Annotated in this window: 29 protein-coding genes; 3 read left to right on the top strand and 26 right to left on the bottom strand. The window is 43.4% G+C overall.

Annotation, left to right across the window (positions count from 1 at the left end; genetic code table 11):
* Window positions 1-158 precede the first annotated feature (158 nt).
* A complete protein-coding gene (locus ABDW02_RS05215; protein WP_343632807.1) occupies window positions 159-881 on the bottom strand; it encodes a DUF3667 domain-containing protein in 723 nt (240 codons plus the stop codon).
* Window positions 882-976: 95 nt separating this feature from the next.
* Between ABDW02_RS05215 and ABDW02_RS05210 the strand changes: the two genes are divergently transcribed.
* Complete coding sequence (locus ABDW02_RS05210; RefSeq protein ID WP_343632805.1) at window positions 977-1,738, top strand: PAS and helix-turn-helix domain-containing protein; 762 nt, start codon at window positions 977-979, stop codon at window positions 1,736-1,738.
* A gap of 339 nt (window positions 1,739-2,077) precedes the next feature.
* On the opposite strand, the gene ABDW02_RS05205 is transcribed toward ABDW02_RS05210, so the two are convergent.
* Genes ABDW02_RS05205 through ABDW02_RS05195 form a run of 3 tightly spaced genes read right to left on the bottom strand, consistent with a single transcriptional unit; the run spans window position 2,078 to window position 3,404 of the window.
* Window positions 2,078-2,650: a GNAT family N-acetyltransferase gene (locus ABDW02_RS05205; RefSeq protein WP_343632803.1), complete on the bottom strand. Its 573-nt coding sequence runs from the start codon at window positions 2,648-2,650 to the stop codon at window positions 2,078-2,080.
* The gene (locus tag ABDW02_RS05200; protein ID WP_343632802.1) at window positions 2,647-3,039 is read right to left on the bottom strand and encodes a hypothetical protein; all 393 of its coding nucleotides are present in this window, start codon (window positions 3,037-3,039) and stop codon (window positions 2,647-2,649) included. The genes ABDW02_RS05205 and ABDW02_RS05200 overlap by 4 nt, the downstream gene beginning before the upstream one ends.
* 11 nt (window positions 3,040-3,050) lie before the next feature.
* Entirely contained in the window at window positions 3,051-3,404 is a 354-nt protein-coding gene (locus ABDW02_RS05195) for a helix-turn-helix domain-containing protein (RefSeq protein WP_343632800.1), read from the bottom strand.
* A 95-nt stretch (window positions 3,405-3,499) separates the two neighbouring features.
* Here ABDW02_RS05195 and ABDW02_RS05190 point away from each other — a divergent pair, with 95 nt between their 5' ends.
* Window positions 3,500-4,099, top strand: coding sequence for an NAD(P)H-dependent oxidoreductase (locus ABDW02_RS05190; RefSeq protein WP_343632798.1), 600 nt, complete (start codon window positions 3,500-3,502; stop codon window positions 4,097-4,099).
* 662 nt (window positions 4,100-4,761) lie between these two features.
* Here the strand turns inward: ABDW02_RS05190 and ABDW02_RS05185 are convergent.
* The 12 genes from ABDW02_RS05185 to ABDW02_RS05130 all read right to left on the bottom strand — a co-directional run bounded on the left by ABDW02_RS05185 (window position 4,762) and on the right by ABDW02_RS05130 (window position 13,708).
* The gene (locus ABDW02_RS05185) at window positions 4,762-5,151 is read right to left on the bottom strand and encodes a DUF1398 domain-containing protein (protein WP_343632796.1); all 390 of its coding nucleotides are present in this window, start codon (window positions 5,149-5,151) and stop codon (window positions 4,762-4,764) included.
* Between the two features lie 68 nt (window positions 5,152-5,219).
* Complete coding sequence (locus ABDW02_RS05180; RefSeq protein ID WP_343632794.1) at window positions 5,220-5,984, bottom strand: helix-turn-helix transcriptional regulator; 765 nt, start codon at window positions 5,982-5,984, stop codon at window positions 5,220-5,222.
* Between the two features lie 766 nt (window positions 5,985-6,750).
* Window positions 6,751-7,263 carry a nucleoside deaminase gene (locus ABDW02_RS05175; protein ID WP_343632792.1) on the bottom strand — a complete coding sequence of 171 codons (513 nt, stop codon included), beginning with the start codon at window positions 7,261-7,263 and terminating at the stop codon, window positions 6,751-6,753.
* A 60-nt stretch (window positions 7,264-7,323) separates the two neighbouring features.
* Window positions 7,324-8,247 (bottom strand): helix-turn-helix transcriptional regulator, encoded by a 924-nt coding sequence (locus ABDW02_RS05170; RefSeq protein ID WP_343632790.1) that lies wholly within the window; start codon window positions 8,245-8,247, stop codon window positions 7,324-7,326.
* A gap of 408 nt (window positions 8,248-8,655) precedes the next feature.
* Window positions 8,656-9,510: an SDR family NAD(P)-dependent oxidoreductase gene (locus ABDW02_RS05165; protein ID WP_343632788.1), complete on the bottom strand. Its 855-nt coding sequence runs from the start codon at window positions 9,508-9,510 to the stop codon at window positions 8,656-8,658.
* 145 nt (window positions 9,511-9,655) lie between these two features.
* Window positions 9,656-10,063, bottom strand: a complete 408-nt coding sequence (locus tag ABDW02_RS05160) for a hypothetical protein (protein WP_343632786.1) — start codon at window positions 10,061-10,063, stop codon at window positions 9,656-9,658.
* Complete coding sequence (locus tag ABDW02_RS05155) at window positions 10,063-10,506, bottom strand: hypothetical protein (protein ID WP_343632784.1); 444 nt, start codon at window positions 10,504-10,506, stop codon at window positions 10,063-10,065. Before ABDW02_RS05155 ends, ABDW02_RS05160 begins: the two co-directional genes overlap by 1 nt.
* A 30-nt stretch (window positions 10,507-10,536) precedes the next feature.
* The gene (locus ABDW02_RS05150) at window positions 10,537-11,262 is read right to left on the bottom strand and encodes a sterol desaturase family protein (RefSeq protein WP_343632782.1); all 726 of its coding nucleotides are present in this window, start codon (window positions 11,260-11,262) and stop codon (window positions 10,537-10,539) included.
* A gap of 9 nt (window positions 11,263-11,271) precedes the next feature.
* Window positions 11,272-11,853, bottom strand: a complete 582-nt coding sequence (locus tag ABDW02_RS05145) for a hypothetical protein (protein ID WP_343632780.1) — start codon at window positions 11,851-11,853, stop codon at window positions 11,272-11,274.
* A complete protein-coding gene (locus ABDW02_RS05140) occupies window positions 11,850-12,260 on the bottom strand; it encodes a hypothetical protein (protein ID WP_343632778.1) in 411 nt (136 codons plus the stop codon). The genes ABDW02_RS05145 and ABDW02_RS05140 overlap by 4 nt, the downstream gene beginning before the upstream one ends.
* Window positions 12,261-12,271: 11 nt before the next feature.
* Window positions 12,272-12,631, bottom strand: coding sequence for a nuclear transport factor 2 family protein (locus tag ABDW02_RS05135; RefSeq protein WP_343632775.1), 360 nt, complete (start codon window positions 12,629-12,631; stop codon window positions 12,272-12,274).
* A 162-nt stretch (window positions 12,632-12,793) separates the two neighbouring features.
* Entirely contained in the window at window positions 12,794-13,708 is a 915-nt protein-coding gene (locus ABDW02_RS05130; protein WP_343634249.1) for a ClpXP adapter SpxH family protein, read from the bottom strand.
* A gap of 168 nt (window positions 13,709-13,876) precedes the next feature.
* Here ABDW02_RS05130 and ABDW02_RS05125 point away from each other — a divergent pair, with 168 nt between their 5' ends.
* On the top strand, window positions 13,877-14,182 hold the full coding sequence (locus ABDW02_RS05125) for a helix-turn-helix domain-containing protein (protein ID WP_343632773.1): 306 nt from the start codon (window positions 13,877-13,879) through the stop codon (window positions 14,180-14,182).
* A gap of 383 nt (window positions 14,183-14,565) precedes the next feature.
* Here the strand turns inward: ABDW02_RS05125 and ABDW02_RS05120 are convergent, their stop codons facing one another.
* The 10 genes from ABDW02_RS05120 to arr form a co-directional block, all read right to left on the bottom strand.
* A complete protein-coding gene (locus tag ABDW02_RS05120; RefSeq protein WP_343632771.1) occupies window positions 14,566-15,480 on the bottom strand; it encodes a helix-turn-helix transcriptional regulator in 915 nt (304 codons plus the stop codon).
* Between the two features lie 198 nt (window positions 15,481-15,678).
* Complete coding sequence (locus tag ABDW02_RS05115; protein WP_343632769.1) at window positions 15,679-16,515, bottom strand: SDR family NAD(P)-dependent oxidoreductase; 837 nt, start codon at window positions 16,513-16,515, stop codon at window positions 15,679-15,681.
* 131 nt (window positions 16,516-16,646) lie between these two features.
* Entirely contained in the window at window positions 16,647-17,096 is a 450-nt protein-coding gene (locus ABDW02_RS05110; protein WP_343632767.1) for a GNAT family N-acetyltransferase, read from the bottom strand.
* A 27-nt stretch (window positions 17,097-17,123) separates the two neighbouring features.
* A complete protein-coding gene (map, locus tag ABDW02_RS05105; RefSeq protein ID WP_343632766.1) occupies window positions 17,124-17,888 on the bottom strand; it encodes a type I methionyl aminopeptidase in 765 nt (254 codons plus the stop codon).
* Between the two features lie 82 nt (window positions 17,889-17,970).
* Window positions 17,971-18,504 carry a hypothetical protein gene (locus ABDW02_RS05100; protein ID WP_343632764.1) on the bottom strand — a complete coding sequence of 178 codons (534 nt, stop codon included), beginning with the start codon at window positions 18,502-18,504 and terminating at the stop codon, window positions 17,971-17,973.
* 52 nt (window positions 18,505-18,556) lie between these two features.
* Entirely contained in the window at window positions 18,557-18,943 is a 387-nt protein-coding gene (locus tag ABDW02_RS05095; protein ID WP_343632762.1) for a nuclear transport factor 2 family protein, read from the bottom strand.
* Window positions 18,944-18,956: 13 nt separating this feature from the next.
* A complete protein-coding gene (locus ABDW02_RS05090; protein ID WP_343632760.1) occupies window positions 18,957-19,727 on the bottom strand; it encodes a hypothetical protein in 771 nt (256 codons plus the stop codon).
* A gap of 7 nt (window positions 19,728-19,734) precedes the next feature.
* Window positions 19,735-20,076 carry a hypothetical protein gene (locus ABDW02_RS05085; protein ID WP_343632758.1) on the bottom strand — a complete coding sequence of 114 codons (342 nt, stop codon included), beginning with the start codon at window positions 20,074-20,076 and terminating at the stop codon, window positions 19,735-19,737.
* A gap of 12 nt (window positions 20,077-20,088) precedes the next feature.
* The gene (locus tag ABDW02_RS05080; protein WP_343632756.1) at window positions 20,089-20,655 is read right to left on the bottom strand and encodes an SMI1/KNR4 family protein; all 567 of its coding nucleotides are present in this window, start codon (window positions 20,653-20,655) and stop codon (window positions 20,089-20,091) included.
* Window positions 20,656-21,093, bottom strand: a complete 438-nt coding sequence (gene arr, locus ABDW02_RS05075) for an NAD(+)--rifampin ADP-ribosyltransferase (protein WP_343632755.1) — start codon at window positions 21,091-21,093, stop codon at window positions 20,656-20,658.
* Window positions 21,094-21,179 lie beyond the last annotated feature (86 nt).

Here is a 21,179-nt window from a genome sequence, read left to right as displayed (position 1 = left end):
GACTCTTTCTTTTCCCACGGAGGAACACAGATCCCGAAAGGTCGGGACAGGTGAACGCAGATGTCTATACAAGAGTCTGCTTGTAGTGGACTTTGGAGACATGCAGATGTCTATAATGATCCTTTTGCGGTGGACTTAGAGGGTATTCAGATTTGAAATCACCGGATTAATTGTTGGAGTACTGCTGCCAGGATTGCTATTAGTGTGACAAGTGTGTAAAAGGTGAGCATTCCCAGGGAATACGCACAAAATGCTTTGAGATAGCTTCCTACTTTGGAAGGATTGAAAAACTGGCCGATGGCCCAGCTGCAGTAAATGATACTGATGGTATCCGCTACCGGTGAAAGATGATAGCCTGAAAGATTTCCAATTAATGACAAAAGTGCCAGCAGCAGCATTCCCATTCCCATCACAAAGCACAGGAGAATCAATACCTCGAAGAAATTGAAGGGTTGTTTCCTGAAAAACACTTTCAGCCATAGCGCAATGAATACTCCCATCATCATATTCGCATATCCGAAATGATGTGAGATCCATTCGAAAATGGCGGTTACTGCTTCGGGCTGTTTTTGGTGGGAAACTTCATTTTCTGATCCATGGAACCAATGAGAAATTACCGTGTAGATCAGCGAGGCAACGATGACAAATATGACGGGCTTTACCAGCCTGGTCCTGTTTTCAGAGATATATTCCCTCACGCTTTTCCCCGGACGGAGCAGCAATTCCCTGATGGTGTAGAGGATTCCTTTCTCCAGATGCAGTACGTGAATGATTTCATGTAACACGTATTTGCCGTCAATTCGTTTCAATTTCGCCGCTTGTCCGCAGCTGCCGCAGTAATTGTTATTAAATGCCTGATTACAATTTGTACAGGTTGTCATGTTCCTCCCGATTCACTATTTTCTTTACAAAATTCCCTCAAGGAATGGATTCAGGCACTACACTTTAGTGTAAATTTGGAGTCTGAATTCCGTTCATGAAAAATAAACACACCTCTTCCCTGCTTACCAGGAATAAAGTTGTAAACGTTTCCGAGACCGATCAGCTTCAGCAAACCGATTACCTGGAAGCGGTAAGATCGTTTGCGCGGTTGACCTATGAAAGTGTCTATGTGATCAATTATGAAAACATGTCGTTTGAATACGTTTCTGAAAACCCGCTGTTCCTGTGTGGTTATTCCCCGGAAGAAGTTTTACAGATGGGGTATGATTTCTATTTCAGGCATGTTCCTGAGGGTGAATTGAAATTACTGGAACAAATCAATGAGGCGGGGTTTGATTTTTATGAGAAATTACCGGCCGGCAGCAAGAAAGAATACAGCATTACGTATGATTTTCATTTGACACATAAGAATGGTAAAACTATTCTGATCAACCATAAACTGACTCCTTTATTTTTAACCGGTGATTCGAAACTGTGGAAGGCGATGTGTGTTGTTTCCCTTGCTCACCATTCGCAGCCGGGAAATGTATTCATCAAACGTCAAAATTCGGATGAGCAGTGGGAATTGGATCCTGAAATCGGGATTTGGCGTAAGTCTGTCAAACCTGCGCTTTCAGAGCGTGAAAAGGAAGTTTTGAGGCTTTATGCACAAGGATTGACCATTACTCAAATTGCAGAGAAGATATATGTGTCCCCGGATACGGTGAAGTATTACAGGAGGAAGATTTTTGAGCGGTTATCTGTAAATAATATTGTGGAGGCATTGGCTGTGGCGGTGAATAGTCAGATTATTTGAGGCTATTTCATGTACGCCTGCGGCAGACCCTTTCTTTTTCCCACGGACCCCGAAGAGTCGGGACAGGTGAACACAGAGGAGCACGGATGTCTACCTGTGGTGGACTTTGGAGGCATGCAGATTTAGCAGATGTCACAGATCTTATTGTAGTATTATTGTCCGCCTGCGGCAGACTTCTTTTCCCACAGACCCCGAAGAGTCGGGACAGTTGAACACAGAAGAACACGGATGTATACCCGTGGTGGCTTTGGAGGCACGCCAGATGATACAGATTTATTGAGGACGATTATCCGCCTGCGGTGGACTCATTTGGTGGCATGTATATCCGAAAGATCAGTTTCACAGTGAGGATGTAGACGCTTCCCATTCGGTTTTCAGGATCCGGTAGACATTCACTGGCATGCCGTTGAAGGTTGTTTGCTTCCAGAGTTGCATTCCATTCCGGATGGCTACTTGTTGAGAATCCACATTTTCCGGGTGGATGATGGATATCAATGAATCGGAAAAGTGGTTTTGGAAGGCAAAGTCGCGGCATTTTTTCGCAGCTTCGAGTGCATAGCCGAATCCGCGTGCTTCGGGCATGAGTGAATACCCGATTTCCAATTCTTCCTGTTCATCGACCAACTGAACCAATAAACCGCATTGACCGGTAAAGGCACCGGATTGTTTATCGATCAAGGCATTCATTCCTCCCAACAGGTGGTCGTATCTCCAAAAGACTTTTTCGAACCACTTTTGACATTTTTCGCGCGGGGAATCGGTTTCTGAAAAAGCAAAGTATCTCATGATGCCGGAATCTTCGCAAAACCGCAGCCAGGTATCAAAATCGCTCTCATCTATTTTTCGAAATGCCAGCCGTTCGGTTTCTTCCCCGAAAAGCCATAGCCGGGTTCTGTCGGTTACTTGTATCATGGTATTACTCCAGTTTTTTTTGTTTTCCGGATGTGTATAATTGTCACAACTGCCACAACCAGGAATGGTATTGTTGAAACGATAATCTTCCAGTTCATACTGAAGAGACCGATCACCAGCATAAATACCATTAAAAATCCGAGTGCCAGGATACCGGCATACGTCAGTATTTTAGAGGGTTTCTTCTGGAAAAGGGTAAAAACCAGCAAGACCTGTCCCAGAAAAGGAATGATTGTAAACGGGTGCAAAACCGCTTGTGGATCGGCAACCAATTTCGAAAAGATTTCCGCTTCTGCCTGGAATAAAAAGGAAGAACTGTTCCCGCTCCACTCCAAATACCCTACGAGGGAAGTTACAATGAGCAGAAAGTTCAGAATCTTACTTTTCATATGGACAAAGTTTACGCTTCCTCCAAAATACGGTTTTTCTTCTTTCGCTCAGCAGTTTCCTTTCCCCATTGGGCAATTGCTTCCAACAAGGGTATGAGCGTACGCCCGAATTCCGTGAGTTCGTATTCTACTCTTAAAGGAGGTTTGGTGGTGAATACCGTTCGTGTGATCAATCCATCGGATTCGAGTTCCTTCAATTGCAGGCTCAATGTCCGTTCGGTGATCATGGGAAGTTCTTTCCGCAGTTCGTTGTAGCGTTTTTTTTCGGCGAGGTGAATTAAAATCACTGCTTTCCATTTTCCACCTATATACCTCATTGTGAAGCTGGTGCTGCACGGATATTCTTTATCGTCTATACAATACATGAGTTACTATCCTTTTTAACCGTTATTGCAAAGTTAAATCACTATAATTATGTTTGCAACTATAAAATTGATAGTTAAATAAAAACTTTAAACAAATGAACTTTACAACGCTTGCAAACAGCCGGTACACAACCAAAAAGTATGATGCCACCAAAAAAATTCCGGAGGACCGGATCCAGCAACTGAAAGAGATCCTGTGGCTCAGTCCTTCTTCTATCAATAGTCAGCCGTGGAAATTCACTTTTGTTTCCGACGAAGCATTGAAAGCCGAATTAGCAGCTGTTTCTTATTTCAACGAGCAAAAGATCAAAGATGCCAGTCATTTGGTGGTATTCAGTTCGATTGATGATGTTGCCCAATTTGAAAACCAGATCCAAACACATTTGCCGGAAGGGTCTGTTACGTATTACAATACTTTCCTGAAGCCTTTGCCGGAAGCTGAAATCAAAGCGTGGTTGCAGCACCAGGTCTATCTTTCACTGGGATTTTTTCTGGGTGCCTGTGCATCGATGGATATTGATTCTTCGCCTATGGAAGGAATCCAGGCTGACGCTTATGCAAGAATCCTGAAACTGGACGGGTATAAACCGCTTTTCGCTGTGGCACTGGGTTACCGGAACCCGGAAGATGCGAATCAGCCATCGGTGAAGGCGAAATCGCGGTTGGAAATGGATATGGTTGTTGATGGTTTATAAAAAATATAGAACACCAGGTGATTGAAGTTAGATGTTTTCAAGGTGGAGATTTGTAGTTTCGCTCCGCTCGCGGATTTTTGAACCACAAAGGACACATTAGAACACATAGTTTTTTACATTTTGATACCAAGGTGATTGAAGTTAGGGTGTTTTCAAGGTAGGGATTTGTAGTTTCGCTCTGCTCGCGGGGTTTGAACCACGAAGAACACGAGGTGCACGAGGTTGTATTTTCCATATAGTATTCCTTGAAAATCCTTGTGATCCAGGTGTACTTAGTGGTAACCAGTTTTTCGCTTTGCTCTCGTTTTTTTTACCGCAAAGAGCGCAAAGGACACGAAGAGATTGAGGTAATAGTGTTTCAGAGAAGGTGATTGTAGTTTCGCTCCGCTCGCGGGGTTTTAACCACGAAGGACACCAGGTGCACGAGGCTGTATTTTTGAACCACAAAGGACACATTAGAACACATAGTTTTTGTCCATTTCAACAAGAAAGGTGATTGAAGTTAAATGTTTTTCAAGGTAGGGATTTTTAGTTTCGCTTTGCTCGCGGGGTTTGAACCACAAGGGACACGAGGCACACGAGGATTATATTGGGACATGATGAACTTATAAAGAACACATTGTGTTGAATCAGTGGGACGCGAGGTTTCGCGTCCCTGGCCGTTATTGCGGGATTTGTTCTGTCAATAGTTCGTTGCCGGCTTTGTCGAAATAGGTGCAGGTCATTTGTGCCATTGAAACGACCCACTTCTCAATACCTGATTTTGCGCAATCTTTGCAGAACGCGGGGTAATCTGTTTTTCCCTGCTGATGGGCTTTTAAATCTGCTTTGAACTGTTCCGGGTCCGGGTTAGCGGCAATATTGAGCGGCTCGTACTTTGCCGGGACTTTCGCCGTGTGATTATTTACTCCGTGATAATCGATGTGTCCGTCGGAAACGTAACTTTCATAGTGTGTTACGCCCATTGTTTTGATTTCGCGGATATAAGAGGGGAAATCTGCTCCCGATTTCACTTTGCTGTGTGCTTCTTTGATTTGATCTGCTGTAAACATGCGTTGTTTTTTAATACACTGCAAAGGTGCAACTGAGATTTCATCCGGGATTGTAAAAAATCGTTTTTCTATTCTTTACGTTTGAAATTTTCGGGAGTATCTCCGGTAAAATGTTTGAATTCTTTGATAAAATGCGCCTGATCGAAAAAGTGGTTCTCGTAGCAGATCTCAGTCAATGATTTTGAATGTTTTAAATCTTCCAACAAGGCATTGAAACGAATGATCGAAGCAAATTTCTTAGGAGTTGTACCAACCACTTTCCGAAAGCGCTTTTCAAACGGGCTTTGACTGATGAATAGCTGCTCATTCAACTCCCGAATACGGATGGTTCCCTTGCTTTCATAGATTCGTCTGACTGCTTCCACGATCAATTTATCGGTCTGTACATCTTTTAATTGTGAGACTAAAAATTGTTCAACGACCCTGATCCGATGCTTATCTGTTAATGCTGCCGAAAGTTTTTCTTCGACTTCCCTGACTTTTTGTTTTTCAAAAACATCTTCCAGCGAAATGCTCAGATTGAATAGTTCATTAACCGGACGAGAAGCAAAGTGTGCAAAACCGATTTCAGTAAAATAAACCAGGAAAGTTCCTATTCCGGATGAATTCTTAAAGACTTTGTAAGTGTCGAAAATGCCGGAAATCCCGGCTGCATTAAGTTTATTCTCCCCGTTTTCATTCACCGTGGAAAGTTCCCCTTTATATTGAAAACCAATAACCAACCCGGAAGAGGGAAATACTTTGTATTCACCTGCAAATTCATTTTCAGAAACGGCGAAATGACTGATATAATGTTTCAGTTTTTCATTGGGGAAATACGTTTCAAACTTCATGTATCATCACTTGCTTTGGTTTCATCGAATGAATGTACTGTTTTTGATTGTGAAGCATTTTATTTCCGGTTACTTATTTTCGGTGTTGGGGTATTTCATTGCAGATGGTAACTGCGTTTGCTAGTTTCCCACGGAGGAACGCAGGGAACACAGATGTGTTTCAATTCTTTGGGAGTAAGCGCGTTGCTGATTTAGCGCAAAAAGAAAAGAAGTGCATGAAGGTTTTTGAATACCTGGAAGTATGGTGCAGTGGTTCACGCAGATGGCGCTGATTTACGCAGATGGCAACTTCGTTGCTGGTTCCCGCAGAGGAACGCAGACCCCGAAGTGTCGGGACAGGTGGACGCAGATGTATTTTAATTCTTTGAGAGTAAGCCTGTTGCTGGTTACTACCGCGAAGAAAAGAAGAACGCAAAGGCTTTTGAATGCCGGGAAGTGTTACGCTACTTACTGTTCTGGTGGTTCACGCAGATTTACGCAGATGACAATTGCTTTGCTGGTTTCCCACGGAAGAACGCAGACCCCGAAGTGTCGGGACAGGTGAACACAGATGTATGTTGCTAATTTGAAGGTTTTTGAATACCCGGAAGTATGGTACAGTGGTTCACGCAGATGGCGCTGATTTACGCAGATGGCAACTGCGTTGCTGGTTTCCCACGGAGGAACGCAGCCCCTGAAGTGTCGGGACAGGTGGGCGCAGATGTCTTTAATTCTTTTGAGGGGAACAGCGTTGCTGGTTTACAATAAAGAAACTCACGAAGGTTTATTAAATTCCTTTTTCATCCCAGGGATATGCGGCGGCATCGTCTGCGTTTTTCCAGCGTTGCAGGACATACATTGCGTTGGGTTCGGAAACCTGAACAGATGTTATCTTACGTTCCTGTGCGTTTTTCTTCAGTTCTCCGAATATGAACGAATCGTCAAAACCGTATTCCACCACTTGCTGACTGGTATTGACATAATAAACCTTATCTATTTTTGCCCAGTATATGGCTGCAAGGCACATCGGACAGGGTTCTACCGTCGTATACAGTTCGCACCCCGATAACTGAACGCTTGCTGTTTTCTCACATGCTTTCTCGATGGCAACCATTTCCGCATGAGCAGTTGGATTTAATCGCTTGAAGACTTCGTTATGCCCTTCCCCGATTATTTCTCCGTTCCTGGTAATCACACAGCCAATCGGAAGCCCTTTCCCGCTTTTATAAGCTATTTCGGAAAGCTCAACAGCCCTGAGCATCCAGGCAGCATTGTAGTTCTGATCGATCTCCTGATTCATCTTCTTTTAATTGTATTGTCTTTAAGTTAGTGAAACAAATCTGATTGCAGGCACTTTCATTTAATTAAAAGCTCTTCGGAATTCGAGGGGCGATTGGTTTGTTTTTGCTTTGAACAACTTGCTGAATGATTGGGGATATTCGAAGCCTAGTTCGTAAGCGATTTCTGTAACGGACAAGTTCGTAATCGATAATTTTTCCTTGGCCTTTTCGATGAGTTTATCGTGAATGTGCTGTTGGGCATTCTGGCCGGTCAGCGAACGAAGCATGTCGCTCAGGTAGCTCGGGGAAATATTCAGTTTCTCCGAAAGGTATTGAACGGTCGGCAATCCTTGTTTGAGGGACACTTCATTTTCGAAATAAGTATCCAGGATATCGTCGAGTTTTTGGAGCAAGTCGGCATTGACTGTCTTACGTGTAAGGAACTGGCGTTTGTAGAACCGGTTGGCGTAATTCAGTAATAATTCGATTTGAGAGATGATGACATCCTGGCTGAAATCGTCGAGCCTGCTGTCCAATTCTTCTTCAATGATCCTGAAGATGGATGTGATGGTTTCTCTTTCCTTGTCTGATAAATGCAGGGCTTCATTGATGGAATAGGAGAAAAACCCGTATTGTTTGATCTTTTTTGCCAACGGGTAATTCCACAGGAAATCGGGGTGAATGAGCAGTGTATATTGCGAGCACTCTCCGGGGTTTGTTCCGGATTCGTTCCCGATAATCTGGTTCGGGGAGGCAAAAAGCAAGCCGCCACCGTTGAAATCGTAATAAGTTTGTCCGTAGCGGATTTTCCCGTTCAACTGGCGTTTGAGGGATATTTTGTAAAAATTCAGCGCGTGTGATTGCGGAAAATTGCTGCTCACGGTTTGACTCTTATCTGCATTGATAAAGCCAATCAGCGGGTGCTGCGGATCCGGCAGACCAAAACTCTGAAATGCTTCCGATAAGGTGTTGAACCGTTGATGGGTGATTTCTTCTTTTTTCATACTGAAAATTTAAGCAATGATAACCGAATAATGTACGATTACCGGTTATCATTAACACTTTTTATTACCAGGTGGCCTGTTCGCCTGCGGCAGACCATTTTTCTTTTTCGCGCAGATCACGCAGATGGCAACTGCGTTGCAGGTTTCCCACGGAGGAACACAGACCCCGAAGTGTCGGGACAGGTGAACGCAGATGTTTCTTTGATAACCACATACTGTAGTGGTAGTTCGCGCAGATCACGCTGATTTACGCAGATTGCAACTGCGTTGCCAGGTTTTCCACGTAGGAACACAGGTGAACGCAGATGTTTCTTTGATATACCACATACTGTAGTGGTAGTTCTCGCAGAACGTTTACGCCTTAGCTTCAGCATTGGCGCATGTCGCAGATGGCAAGAGGCATGAAGGTTAATCCTGTGCGGCGTTTGAAACGGCTTCCCATTTTTCCCACTCTTCCATTCTTTCTGCGTATGCTTTGCGTACCCAAGGCAGGTTGTGACTTCCCAGGAAGAATCTCAACGGTGGATTTTCTGCATCTGCTACCGCGAAAATGGCTTCCGGAGTAGCTTCGGGATTTCCTCTCTCCATGGTTGTTAACTGGCCGAAAAAGGCTTCTTTGTAGTCTGCATAAATGTCCATTCCCTGTGAGAACTTCAATGATTCCTGGCTACCGAATTCTGTGGCGTAAGCTCCCGGTTCGATAATCGTTACTTTGATTCCAAATGCTTTTACTTCTTCGGCCAAACTTTCATGAATGGCTTCAAAAGCCCATTTGGATGAACAATAATAGCCGATTACCGGCAATGTCACATGCCCCAGGTTGCTGGACGTTCCTAAAATATGTCCCCCACCCTGTTTACGCAGTAAAGGTAAAGCGGCCTGTATGACTGCCAGCGGACCGTAAACGTTTGTTTCAAACATGGCGCGGACCTCATCTGCTGTTGCTTCTTCGATTGTTCCGACCAATGAATACCCTGCGTTGTTGAAAACGATATCCAACCGTCCGAAGTGTGCATGTGCCTGTTCCACTGCTTTTTTCACCTGATCGTGGTTGGTCACATCGAGTTCTAAAGTCAATACGTTATCGCCGTATTTTTCTTTGAAATCTGCAATGCTTTCCAGTTTACGGGCGGTAGCTGCTACTTTATCGCCGCGTTTCAGGATTGCTTCTGTCCAGATACGGCCAAAACCGCGGGATGTTCCTGTAATAAACCAAATCTTTGGTGTTGACGTGTTGTTTCTGTTGTCATTTTGATGTTCCATCTTACTGTTTGTTTAATTATACAGCAAAGGTCATGAACATCTATGTTTTGATTGTATCCTATTTGAGGGAGTTTGTATCCGAAATGAGAATCCAAAGCAATCAGCCGCGGCTGATCGCTATACTTTTCAGGATATAAATTTCCATTCAAGGTTTCCAGAGTACTCTTTTTTTATAGGCGAAGTAGAGGGTGATTGCGTAAGCTACAGTAAACAGAGTATGAATGACCAGGTCGGGGTATGGGTTGCCTGTCAGCCAATCTTCACCGATATCTTTCCATTTCAGGAGTCCTTCAATCAAATGCCTGATCAGCATGACCAAACCGATCCAAAAATGCACCTGGAAATTCGATCTTGCACAAATGATACAAACCATCCCAATCAGGACATAAAACAGCGACAAGACAGCGAAAAGGGATAAGAACTCATTCGCGTGTTCTTCCGGGATTTCAAGGATCGTTCCGAAAGTTTCCAGCGGACACATCCAGGAGTAAATCCCAAAAGCGACTGCAATGATTGCATCTATCCAAAAAACGACCGTCAATCCTCTTTTCATTATTTCCATTTTAAATATCCCAGTAATACCGTATAGTCTTCTTTTTCGTCGTACTCCTTTATCGTAAAGTAAACTGCGAGCACATCGCCCGGTTTTATTTTCGGGGAAACCAGCAGTTCGTGAACCGGCAAGTCGGCATGAAACATGAGTGATTCATCCTGATCTGCCGATTCGGCTATTGTCTCTCCTATTGCATTTTTGACTGTTAGAACTACTGTTTCATTATCTGCTGTTTGTCCGCATAAATAGCGTTGCGCAAATAAAGTGTCCGAATCTTTCAGTTGCGTTCGTTTCAATTCCAGGGTATCGCCCATTTCATTATCCAGCCACGAAGCCAGCAATGGTTTTTTACCGATACCAATGGCCCACGAGTTTTCGTTCGGAAGCGTATATTCCTGCAGTACAAATGAACTGATTAATCCTGAAAGAACCAGAAGTTTCATGGCGAGGGTAATTTTCACGATGTTTGCGGTTTAAATCCTGGATGAAGGATGTATGGTTTTAAAGAGGACGTCCCATACCGAAGTGTAAAACCCGAAATTGTAACCCGGACTTTGGTGATGCAGGTAATGAAATTCGGATGTGCACAAGTAGCTTCTTTTCGCCAATTTCAGCCAGGAAGCAGGTAAAACGGAATGATTGAGATGCCCGATTGTTCCCCACAGCGAATTGAGAATCAAATAGAGCGAAATACCCGGTGCGGAAAAAGGAACTAAAAGAATGACTCCCAACATCATCAGCCCGAAACCGATCGATTCTATGGGATGAAGCACGAATAAACTCAACAGGTTGGTAGATTCATGCTCGTGATGGCGTTCATGAACTTTCCGGAAATAACGCAGAAGATGAACGCTCCGGTGAAACACATACATCAGGAGATCCATGATCAGTGTCAGAATCAGAACTTCGAGGAGAACGCGGAATCCCTGCTGATTTTCACTCAGGGTAATCCACCCTTCTTTCCAGAGCAATACTCCCAAAATAAAAACAAGTGTATTGCAAAGAACGGTTAACAAGCTCAGTAAAATGTCTGATCGAAGAACAGCCTGCTTCTCTCCCATGGGACGGGAAGTTGAGAACCGGGTCAATAACGCATATAAACTCAATGAACAACCGTAAATACCGAAATTCACCAGTAATGCGAGCAGTACCAGTTGACTAAACGTGGCCTGATTAACTATTTCCAGCAGGTTGTTCATTTCGCGTTCTTATTGGTATGACTCGATGTAGTGATCCCTTGTATAAATAAACAGCCACCCCATTTTATTCAGCCCCGGACCATCCTGGTTTTTATAGATCCATTCTATGCGAAAATCAGGCGTTTCCCAAACCTCCGCAGTATTTCCTTTTCCTCTCCGGTCTTTCATGGTTAAAGACGGGTATTTCCATAGTTTGTGGAACAAATTCTTCAGGGACTGATAATCTTCTTTAGATAAGCCATCACCTGCTTCACCAAAGAGTACGTGCAATGAAAATAAACGGTCGTTTTGAAAGAATGCTACCGAGCGATAAGGAATATCTCCGGGGAGATCCTTTATATCCATTTTATGGGAATTCCAGGCGTGTATCTCATCTTCATTTCCGTTAATTTCCCAGGGAAGAGCAACATCACCTTTCGCTCCTAATTCATACGGAGAAAGTACCGGCATTTTGTGTTCCTGTGCAAAAACAGGGTTCATCAAAAACAACCCGATTATTAAAATGGCTATGTGATTTTTCATTACTTCGATCGTTCCAATTGTGATTCTCCGGATCTTGTTCAATATTGTATGTTCAATATCTATATTCATGGAGTCAGTCTTATTTTTCCAAGTTTTTCGCACAGTTCTATGTTCTTCTGTGTTCCACTGGTTCGTTTTTCATCCGAATTAAAATCGATGGCTATGAAGTGCGTACATTGGCTGATTACTTCCATATCGCGCTGGGCGTCGTTTTCAAAACCTCCTATTATTTTCCAGCTTCCGACTTTCGTTTTGAATTTATCCGGCAAGTAGCGTGGTTTATCAGCGATGTGATACACCGAAACATTGGATGACGTACATTTCAGCAGCTCCATAGCCAGGGTGTCTGTTCCCCGGAAATCGCAGAGTGAGAACCTAACGCTCTGATCATCCAGGTAACGATTGATGACTGCTTCGTAGTGGAACTTAAACTCTTCAAACGAAATGTTTCCGTTTCCAAACAGGTAGATATTCATGGTTCCTTCAATCAATTTTCAACGAGTTCGATGTCCATCGTTTGGATCTGTCCTTCCCGGAATGTGTAAATGTGTTTAACCGTTCCATCAAACAGCAATCCGCCATCCAGGTCTTTTACCAATTGATGCACTCTCACTTCCAGGCTTCCGTTCTCTCTTTCCGTAAAACCAACGGGCTCTACTTTCGGATTGATTTCGGTCCATTGTCTTGTCCAGTATTGTTTAATTTCGTCGTGTCCGCTGATATATCCGCCTTCCCAGGCTTTCGACCATTGAACATCTGATTGCATGGTTGATAAGGCATTGTCGATGTTTCGTTCGTTAAAAGCAGCATAGGCCTTTTTAATTACTTCTTCGTAGGAATTGTTCATTTCGATGGAATTATTCTGTTATCTAAATTACAATATATTCCAACAAAAAAGCGACCCGTCCTCTTAGGCAGGACAAATCGCTTTTTTTGATTGAAAATTGAAAAATGACAATTTCTTTCCTTTTCCTTTTTTCCAATTATCAGGGTGGTTGTGCTCAATGATTTATTTCTTCATCCAGATCGAACCATTCTTAGTCGTTACTTTTTTCAATTCGCCTTTGGCAACCCATTCGTTCAGTACTTTCTCCGTTTCGTTTCTTGGAGTACCCGTTAATTCGGAGAATTCCCTGGCTGTTAGGGAAGGATATTTATCAAAAATTGCTGTGAAGTCTTTGGAGTAATTTTTCTTTTCAGCTTTTGGTTCCAGGGCTAAAACAGCATTTTCGTAGGCTTCATAAGGTTTTGAACCGTATACTTTTTCCGTTTTTCCCGATGTACCGGTAAAGAACAGGGTTGGAAATCCTCTCACACCCAATTCTCTTCCCAGCTTCAGGTCTTCGTTGAACAGTTCTTTGGCTTTCCCTTCGTAATCCGCTTTGAATTGCCCGATATCCAGTCCAGCTTTTTTTGCTGCTGCTTCCAGGTATTCCCATTTGGTGATGTTCTTTTTCTGCAGGAAAACCAATTCGCGGATCTCACGCAGGAACACAATGGCTTTCTCCTTATCCTGCATTTGTGCGGCTTTGAAAGCAATGGAAGGCGGGTAAGAAGACGCCAGCGGATCTTCCAGCCATAGGTCGCCGTCGATCGGCATGTCGTAATAAGCGCTTACTTCGTCCCAGTGATGCGCCACATCGGATGGTTTACTGATACCGCCGCTGTTGTAGCTCCAATCGGGAAGCAGGCCGCCCATCCGGTATTCGATTTCAATGCTGTTCCCGTATTCCAGTTTCAGTTTGCGCAATTGCGGTTCTATTCCCCAGCAGGAAGAACAGATCGGATCGGTGTAGTAGATTACTTTGATGGGTTTTACGATCGATTTAAACTGATTGGCCCCCAACGAATCGGTTTCGTTTCCGGGCATTTCGCACATACCGCTTTCGATATCGCACAATAACGGATTGTTTTGTTCCTGCATTTTCCTGTTGTTTTGTGAGTTACAATTGGCAGTACAAAATGTGAGTACTGCGAGTAAAATGTGATGCGTCAATTTCATGAATGTCTGTTGTCCGGTGCAATTTATTTTACCTTTGTACAAAGGTCAGCATAATAAAATCACCTCACAATAAGTCAGTTTTTTATGACTATGAAAAAAAATGCAGTAACGAATGAAACCTGTCCGGCGCAGGCACTTTTAAAAATGCTTTCGGGAAAATGGAAGCCGGAGATTTTCCGCCTGGCATTTGACGGTCCTTTGCGTTTCAGCGGTTTATTGCGGCAGATCAGCGGATCGAATAAACAATCTTTGGCTGTGGCACTAAAGGAACTGGAAGAAGTAGGTTTGCTTCAGAAAGTTGTCATCCGGGAAAAGCCCTTGCATATTGAGTACAATCTCACCGAAACCGGAAGATCACTGCTACCGGTATTTGAACAATTGGAGAGTTTGGGATGATTTACATTTAGTAGTCTCTTGCTTTAAACCCGGTCACTCCACACTATTACTGTTCTTACTTTTTTCCAGGGCAAAAAAAGTAAGCAAAAATGCCCTTTATCCCAATTACGGCTTTCAAGCAGTCTTCTCTTTCGGGCTTATGCACGAAAAGAAGGGATCAGGATCCGAAATGCAAATCACATCTGTTTTACAAACGCTGTGATTTAGCACTTTCCGGCATAAGCAACCGAAATAAAAGACTTTTATTTTCAAAAAATCAATTTATGGACGGGTACTGATTGAAATAAATAATCTCAATTTTCCCGTCGTGTAATTGGGATTGTTCGCAATATTCGATTTGGGAAAGAAATTCGTTTAAGAAAACGTAATCTTTAATCACATCCTTAATTCCACGAACGGTATTCCAATGGTGTGATGCCTGTTTTGGATTTAAATAACCGGTTGAAGGATTGAGAATGTTCAAATCCCAGTTCGAAAGCTATTTCACTGACTGAAAGCTGTGTAGTGCTTAATTTTTCCTTGGCCGCTTCGATGAGTTTTCCGTGGATGTGCTGCTGAGTGGTCTGACCTGTCAGGGATTTCAATAAACTTCCCAGGTAATTGGGTGAAATATTCAATTCCGACGCGATATCCTGTGCCTGGGGCAATCCTTTTTCGATCAGGTTCCCGGACCTGAACCAGGTTTCCAGCAGATCTTCGAGTTTTTCCAGGATTTGATGGTTGGTTTTCTGGCGGGTAATAAACTGGCGCTGGTAAAAGCGGTCGAAGTAATTCAACAATACTTCCAGATGCGCGATGATGATTCCCTGGGTGAACGCGTCAATGTTGCTGTGGTATTCGGTCTTCATTTTTTGAAGAATGTCTACCACCACTTCTTCTTCCTTTTCAGAAACGAACAGGGCTTCATTCACGGAATAACCGAAGAAATCGTATTGCTTGATTTTCTTAGCCATCGGGTTGTTCCAAAGGAAATCCGGGTGCAGGCAAAGAATAATTCCGCTTGGTTTGGGAAGGCTTTTATCAACGGTAATCTGCACCACTTGTCCGGGAGAAACCATTGAAACGATACCACCGTTAAAATCGTATTGCTGATGTCCGTATCGGAACCTGCCGTTCATATCGTGTTTCAAACCGATACAGTAGAAATGCTGCAACCAGCTGATGTCTTTTTCATCTGTTTGATAATCCACCAACCCATAATCGATCACACTCACCAGCGGGTGCTCGGGCGCTGGTAATCCGGCAATTTCGTGGAACTCACTAATGGAATTCAATACGAGGACTTGTTTGTTTTTCATAAGTTCTAAGAATAAAGATAGGACGAATAAAATAATTTGTCAATCCCATAACAATATAGGTTGATTAAAAGTGTGGGTAGTGTTTCAGGTAAACTTTATAACTCAAACCCTTACCCACACTGGTCAAATAGACAGATATCTATCCGTATTTTTGAAGAGAAGTATCAGAGATTGTATGATCTTTGACATTTCCGCTTATTAATAATCAGTCGACTTACTCAAGGCTTCATGAGTTGCCATATCTGTTCTCAGCATATTTATCTTAGCCTCTGCCAATCCGAATGCATCGGAACCCATGACGAAATGAACCGGTGGATTTTGCATATTTCCCAAAGCAATGAATGCTTCTGCGGCCAATTCCGGGTTGCCTGGTTGGTTTCCGGCAATTTCTTCTTTGTGTTTCACTTCCAGGGCGCGTGCTGTGGTGTATTCCTGAATGGAATTCTGAGGCAAGTTCAATGACCCTGATTCCAGGAAGTTGGTTCTGAAGTAACCCGGGTAAACCACGGTTGCAGCGATTCCGAATTCGCTTACTTCGGCTGCCAGCGCTTCTGTGAATCCGGCTACCGCGAATTTCGTAGCACAATACACTCCCCAGCCCGGGAAAGCTCCCAATAATCCTCCGATCGAAGCAACGTTCATGATGTGACCTGATTTCTGAGTGCGCATCAATGGCATTACCTGGCGGATTACGTTCAAAGAACCGAACACATTCGCGTCGAAATTCTCCCGTGCTTCTTTGTCTGAAAGTTCTTCCAATGTCCCCAATTGTCCGTAACCGGCGTTGTTTACCAATACGTCGATTTTCCCGAATGCCTTTACAGTGGCTTCAACGCCTTTGCGTACATCGGTTTCGTTGAGAATATCCATTTCAAGCGGAAGGAAACGATCTGATTTTTCGATCACTTTTTCCAGGCTTCCCAACGAACGGGAAGTTCCTGCTACGCGGTATCCCTGTGCGATCAATTGTTTTACAAGTGCTAATCCCAATCCTTTGGATGCTCCTGTTACGAGCCATACTTTGTTTGTGTCCATGATTTTATGTTTAAAGATTTGTACACTGCAAAGTTGGGACGAATCCTTTCGGCGGATGTAACCGTTTCAACGGGTGTTGTAACTGAATTAACTAAAATGGTAAAAGTAAAGGCAAACTGCAAAGTCAGGCTTTATAAGCTTTCCCGGAGTTTCATTCTTAAAATAGGATAATTCATTCCCTGATCGTCTTTTTCTGTCCGCTCAACTACTTCAAAACCACATTTTTGATAGAATGCGACTGCCTGACTATTTTGCTCATTCACATCTACCTTGTCTGCTTTTTGCTCTTTGATTGCAAAATTCATCAGCTTCCATCCAAGTCCCTGACCAAAATATTCAGGTGAGATGAAGAGCATTTCTATTTTGCGACCGGAAATTCCGATAAAACCAAGCACCTCTTCTTCTCTTAAAAGACAGAATACGTTTAACTCATTAAAGTCTATTGTCTTCACCAGTAACTTAATTGCTTCAAAATCCGCAGGACTTAAAAAATGATGGGTAGCCAGCACAGACTTTTCCCATACGTTCAACAGCTGCTCCCGGTATTTATACCTGTAGGGGATAATTTCAACTTCATTCATACTCATTGTCCGAATCGTTCATCACTTCTAATTCCAAAGACCATTCATTTCGGTCAGGATCATCGGTTTTCCGTCGGTGATGACGATGGTGTGTTCATGCTGAGCCATGAAACCGCCTTTGTTGCCGACCATGGTCCAGCCGTCGTTGAGTGTATCTGCGTATGTGGAAGTCGTTGAAATAAAGGTTTCGATGGCTACGACAGAATTCTTCTTAAAGCGTCGGTGGTCCAGGCGATTTTTATAGTTCAGTAATTCGTCGGGTTGCTCATGCAGACTTCTGCCGATTCCGTGTCCGCCCAGGTTCTTAATGACCTTGTAGCCTTGCTTTTTGGCTTCGGTTTCCATCAAAAATCCGATGTCTGCAATTTTTACTCCGCCCCGAATGGCGTGGATTGCTTTATGCAGAATATCTTTGGAAGCATCGATCAATTTCTGGTGTCCGTGAATGTCTTCGCCGATAACGAATGAGTTCCCGTTATCCGACCAAAACCCGTTCAGTTCTGCCGAAACATCTATGTTGATCAAATCGCCTTCCTGCAGGATGCGTTTAGCGGATGGAATGCCGTGACAAAACTCCTTATTGACGCTGATGCACGTAAACCCCGGAAATCCGTAAGTTAAATACGGCGCTGACTTCGCACCGAAACCGGCCAGGATCTGTGCTCCATATTCGTCCAGTTCTTTGGTGCTGATTCCCGGTTTGGCATATTTGCTCATTTCCCGCAAAGTGACCGCAACTGCTTCGCTGGCCTGCTGCATACCGGTTAATTCTTCTTCTCGTGTGATTGACATGTTGTTCTTTTTTAATGTGTATGCGTTTTTATCAAAACGGTGTATGCTGTTTTGTATGCAAAGGTAGGTTAATTCCTGTGATTCACTCCTGATCCAATTGCTGTAAGATCTTATCGGCCCTTTTCCGGAAATCTTTGCTGTACTTATCCTTTTGATCCAGCAGGCAAAGCCTCAATTCGTTTTTGATTTCAGGATACTTTTTGCACAATTTGAACAGCACGAAAGCTGCCCGTGATTTGATCGTAACATTTGTTTCTGCCGACAACAGCCATTCAAACGACAAATCGATTGCTTTTCCTTCGTTTTCAACGGGAATACCGGCAATGAGCCAGTAATTCGCAAAAGCGGTGAGGTAAGCCGGATTGATTTCTGACATTTTTTCCAGCAAGAACGGAAGTGACCGGTGTAACTTTTCCGGGCTGATGATTCCAATTCCACTCAACATCCATAGAAAACGTGTTGCCACTTTCTTTTCGGCTTGCAGCAACCCGGAAAGTTCTTCCAGATCAATATCGCGGTCAACAATTGTTAGCGCCCAGCTTTGACGCTGAGCTTCGGTACTTGCCGGAAGACCGGATCCCAGTTCGCTGTAGAAATCTTCCGTTGACGTCTTCATCTGTCATTCTTCTTTTCACTTATTCGTCACAATCGAGGCGTTACTCTAAAGCTTATTGCAGTTGTGTGCAGCTGCCTCCAATTACTTTCAAGCCATCGGGAAATTGTTTCCAGAACCGGATGTAGCGAAACTTTCCCCGGATGGGATTACCGAGCATGCTTCCTTTCGAATCATAGACAATTGTAACAACCCCTGTGTCGCCGATAATAGTAACCTGTTCGATTTCGGGGATGATTTCTTCTACGACCATTTCGCCGGCCCGGTGCGAAGCCAGATCCATTTCTTTGGTAATCACGTTTCCACCGGGAACTATGAACAATAAATCATCGTGGAGTACTTTGTCTAAAAAGACCGTATCACTTTTTTTGATTGCCTCCAGGAGCAGTTGTTCCAACTCTTGTATGTCCGTTTTTGTTATTTGTGCGTCATTGTTGTTCATTCCGATTATTCTTTTAGTCGTATTCCGGGAAATAAAGCTCGTCAAAGTCTTTGATTTCAGATAATTTCATCCGTTTATCCTGTTTGATATCCTTCCAGGTTTCTTTGTATACTTCTTCCTCCGGTTCAGCCAATTCATTAGTATTGACTTTGTCCTGTTTTCTTTTGGTAACGAAATTGATACTTGTAATATGTTCAATTACCGGTCCGTGGGCACTCGTACTATCGTAACCAATCAATTCCAACTCCCCGTTTTGATAGCGGAATGTATACGTCCAGTACCCATATCTGCCGTGCCGGTATTCCACGTACAGGTTTCCTTTCCGGATATCCAGGGACAATTCCGGCGGATAATACACACCACCATCTTCGTTTTCGGAAGAGAAACAATCTGCATTCTTTGAGACCAGTTCGTAACCGTCCTTATGCTTAAAAAGCACCAGGATTCCCCTGCGGTTGCGGTCCAATTCGCCGCGGTATTCGTCCTGAACAAAATTATTTTTGTCTGTTCCCTTGATCATCAGAACCAAATCAGGGATTCCGTCCTTGTTCAAATCTCCGCTCACTTTATCAAACAGCACCATTCCTTTCGGGATGTAATCTAAAGGATCTTTTTTCAGTGCAATGACCGGAACTTCCTTTTCAGAAGTTTTTTCGACTTGTACTCTCGAATTGTCTTTTTCTCCGGAATCTTTGCTCCTGCTTGTTTTTGATTCACCGCAGGCAGTATTGAACAGGGCAATCAAAGTAATTCCGAAAAGCAACTGTTTGTTTCTATTTATCATTGTTTTTCTAAAAAATAAGGAGCCGTTTTAACCGCGCTACTTCCTGTGAGTCAGAATTTCTCAAATCGAATGCTTCTTCATGCACTTCTCCGGTGGTTTTATCCACTATGTGAACCAGCACTTCATCCAGTGTGTTTACAGGTTTTTTGCTGCGCCTCGCATTTACAGAAGACAAATAACCAGGTGTCGGATCAATCGTAAAACTCAGCGTCACTTTTTTAAATTCATTCTCCAATTCGTAAACCGAATCTACGTTCCAATGGTTTTTTGACTGCGGTTTTCCTTTTTCAAGCAAAACAAATCCGCATTCATCCGTCATATCCAAAACCTGCCTGATGTCCAGTTTCATTGATTCACTCAATTATTCCACCCTAAATCGTTTCGGATAATTCTCCACGTCAGCGATCTGAAAGTATTCGTCAAAATCTTCCGGAGGTGTGTTCTCATAATATTCCTTCAGTTTTCCCAGAAAGGATTCCAGGGACGGAGCAATGACATTCCGGTCGTTATCGGCATGCCAGAATTCGATCAGCTGTCCTTCCTGCCCGGTGAAAATTCCTCCGAGGTCGTAACAAATATAATCTCCGCCGCCATTGTGGAAGATGGGAATCCATTGCTCATTCCACCAATTGTTGATTTCAAAATCCAGCCCGATCATGGAAGTATTTTCCTTCGCTATTTCCAGGGCTTCTTCCAACGGAAGAAAGGTCGCATTGTTTACAAAAGCTTCGTAGCAATCGTCCTGCTGACCGTTTTTCCAGGCATAAAGCGCCCGGAGATCAGCCGGCAATTTCACTTGATAGTGCTCTTCCAATGACGTTATTTGCTGATCGTTCAGAGGATCTTTCAGGTACTGGTAAAATTCAGATCTCAAAGTCGCCAAAAGAACGTCGAGTTGTTGAATGGTTTCTTTCATAATGGTTTCCATTTAATTGATAATTTCCGCATTCGGATCTTCGTTTATTTTAGCAATCCGCTCGCGCCACTGCTGCAACTCTTCCGGTGTTAAACGAATCCAGTCTGTTAATTCTCCCACCACTTTCAACGGATGCTGACTGCGGTAAGAGCGTGTCGGGTTCCCGGGAAATTTCTTATCCGTTACATTCGGGTCATTCTCAAATTCTCCTGTGGGTTCCACGATGTAAACCCGTCCCTCTCCTTCTCCGGCCGCTAGTTCAGCAGCCAATCCTGCTCCGTTCGGTAAAGCTGTGAAGTAAATGTGGTTCATGATGATTTCGGGTTTGTAATTCGATTTAAAACCTGCCGTCAGCAAATCCCCCACTTTCAGATCTGCTTTTGTTCCATGATAAAACGGGCCTGAATCGAGCACATTTGTTTGAGTAGCTGCCTTGTTTCCGGATTCCATATTGTATTAAAAATAATGATTAAACAGGCTTTAAAATTAAGCCGTAACCTTCTTTTTTCTGCTATTGCATTTCCCGATTGTTTTCC

It is taken from the genome of Fluviicola sp., from assembly GCF_039596395.1.
Taxonomy (GTDB): Bacteria; Bacteroidota; Bacteroidia; order Flavobacteriales_D; family Crocinitomicaceae; genus Fluviicola.
This window is presented reverse-complemented; position numbering and strand designations above follow the sequence as displayed.

Bases quoted from the DNA above. Each gene is read 5' to 3' on its own strand.
- ABDW02_RS05215 (WP_343632807.1), bottom strand. From the start codon at position 881: ATGACAACCTGTACAAATTGTAATCAGGCATTTAATAACAATTACTGC.
- ABDW02_RS05210 (WP_343632805.1), top strand. From the start codon at position 977: ATGAAAAATAAACACACCTCTTCCCTGCTTACCAGGAATAAAGTTGTA.
- ABDW02_RS05205 (WP_343632803.1), bottom strand. From the start codon at position 2,650: ATGATACAAGTAACCGACAGAACCCGGCTATGGCTTTTCGGGGAAGAA.
- ABDW02_RS05200 (WP_343632802.1), bottom strand. From the start codon at position 3,039: ATGAAAAGTAAGATTCTGAACTTTCTGCTCATTGTAACTTCCCTCGTA.
- ABDW02_RS05195 (WP_343632800.1), bottom strand. From the start codon at position 3,404: ATGTATTGTATAGACGATAAAGAATATCCGTGCAGCACCAGCTTCACA.
- ABDW02_RS05190 (WP_343632798.1), top strand. From the start codon at position 3,500: ATGAACTTTACAACGCTTGCAAACAGCCGGTACACAACCAAAAAGTAT.
- ABDW02_RS05185 (WP_343632796.1), bottom strand. From the start codon at position 5,151: ATGTTTACAGCAGATCAAATCAAAGAAGCACACAGCAAAGTGAAATCG.
- ABDW02_RS05180 (WP_343632794.1), bottom strand. From the start codon at position 5,984: ATGAAGTTTGAAACGTATTTCCCCAATGAAAAACTGAAACATTATATC.
- ABDW02_RS05175 (WP_343632792.1), bottom strand. From the start codon at position 7,263: ATGAATCAGGAGATCGATCAGAACTACAATGCTGCCTGGATGCTCAGG.
- ABDW02_RS05170 (WP_343632790.1), bottom strand. From the start codon at position 8,247: ATGAAAAAAGAAGAAATCACCCATCAACGGTTCAACACCTTATCGGAA.
- ABDW02_RS05165 (WP_343632788.1), bottom strand. From the start codon at position 9,510: ATGGAACATCAAAATGACAACAGAAACAACACGTCAACACCAAAGATT.
- ABDW02_RS05160 (WP_343632786.1), bottom strand. From the start codon at position 10,063: ATGAAAAGAGGATTGACGGTCGTTTTTTGGATAGATGCAATCATTGCA.
- ABDW02_RS05155 (WP_343632784.1), bottom strand. From the start codon at position 10,506: ATGAAACTTCTGGTTCTTTCAGGATTAATCAGTTCATTTGTACTGCAG.
- ABDW02_RS05150 (WP_343632782.1), bottom strand. From the start codon at position 11,262: ATGAACAACCTGCTGGAAATAGTTAATCAGGCCACGTTTAGTCAACTG.
- ABDW02_RS05145 (WP_343632780.1), bottom strand. From the start codon at position 11,853: ATGAATATAGATATTGAACATACAATATTGAACAAGATCCGGAGAATC.
- ABDW02_RS05140 (WP_343632778.1), bottom strand. From the start codon at position 12,260: ATGAATATCTACCTGTTTGGAAACGGAAACATTTCGTTTGAAGAGTTT.
- ABDW02_RS05135 (WP_343632775.1), bottom strand. From the start codon at position 12,631: ATGAACAATTCCTACGAAGAAGTAATTAAAAAGGCCTATGCTGCTTTT.
- ABDW02_RS05130 (WP_343634249.1), bottom strand. From the start codon at position 13,708: ATGCAGGAACAAAACAATCCGTTATTGTGCGATATCGAAAGCGGTATG.
- ABDW02_RS05125 (WP_343632773.1), top strand. From the start codon at position 13,877: ATGAAAAAAAATGCAGTAACGAATGAAACCTGTCCGGCGCAGGCACTT.
- ABDW02_RS05120 (WP_343632771.1), bottom strand. From the start codon at position 15,480: ATGAAAAACAAACAAGTCCTCGTATTGAATTCCATTAGTGAGTTCCAC.
- ABDW02_RS05115 (WP_343632769.1), bottom strand. From the start codon at position 16,515: ATGGACACAAACAAAGTATGGCTCGTAACAGGAGCATCCAAAGGATTG.
- ABDW02_RS05110 (WP_343632767.1), bottom strand. From the start codon at position 17,096: ATGAATGAAGTTGAAATTATCCCCTACAGGTATAAATACCGGGAGCAG.
- map (WP_343632766.1), bottom strand. From the start codon at position 17,888: ATGTCAATCACACGAGAAGAAGAATTAACCGGTATGCAGCAGGCCAGC.
- ABDW02_RS05100 (WP_343632764.1), bottom strand. From the start codon at position 18,504: ATGAAGACGTCAACGGAAGATTTCTACAGCGAACTGGGATCCGGTCTT.
- ABDW02_RS05095 (WP_343632762.1), bottom strand. From the start codon at position 18,943: ATGAACAACAATGACGCACAAATAACAAAAACGGACATACAAGAGTTG.
- ABDW02_RS05090 (WP_343632760.1), bottom strand. From the start codon at position 19,727: ATGATAAATAGAAACAAACAGTTGCTTTTCGGAATTACTTTGATTGCC.
- ABDW02_RS05085 (WP_343632758.1), bottom strand. From the start codon at position 20,076: ATGAAACTGGACATCAGGCAGGTTTTGGATATGACGGATGAATGCGGA.
- ABDW02_RS05080 (WP_343632756.1), bottom strand. From the start codon at position 20,655: ATGGAAACCATTATGAAAGAAACCATTCAACAACTCGACGTTCTTTTG.
- arr (WP_343632755.1), bottom strand. From the start codon at position 21,093: ATGGAATCCGGAAACAAGGCAGCTACTCAAACAAATGTGCTCGATTCA.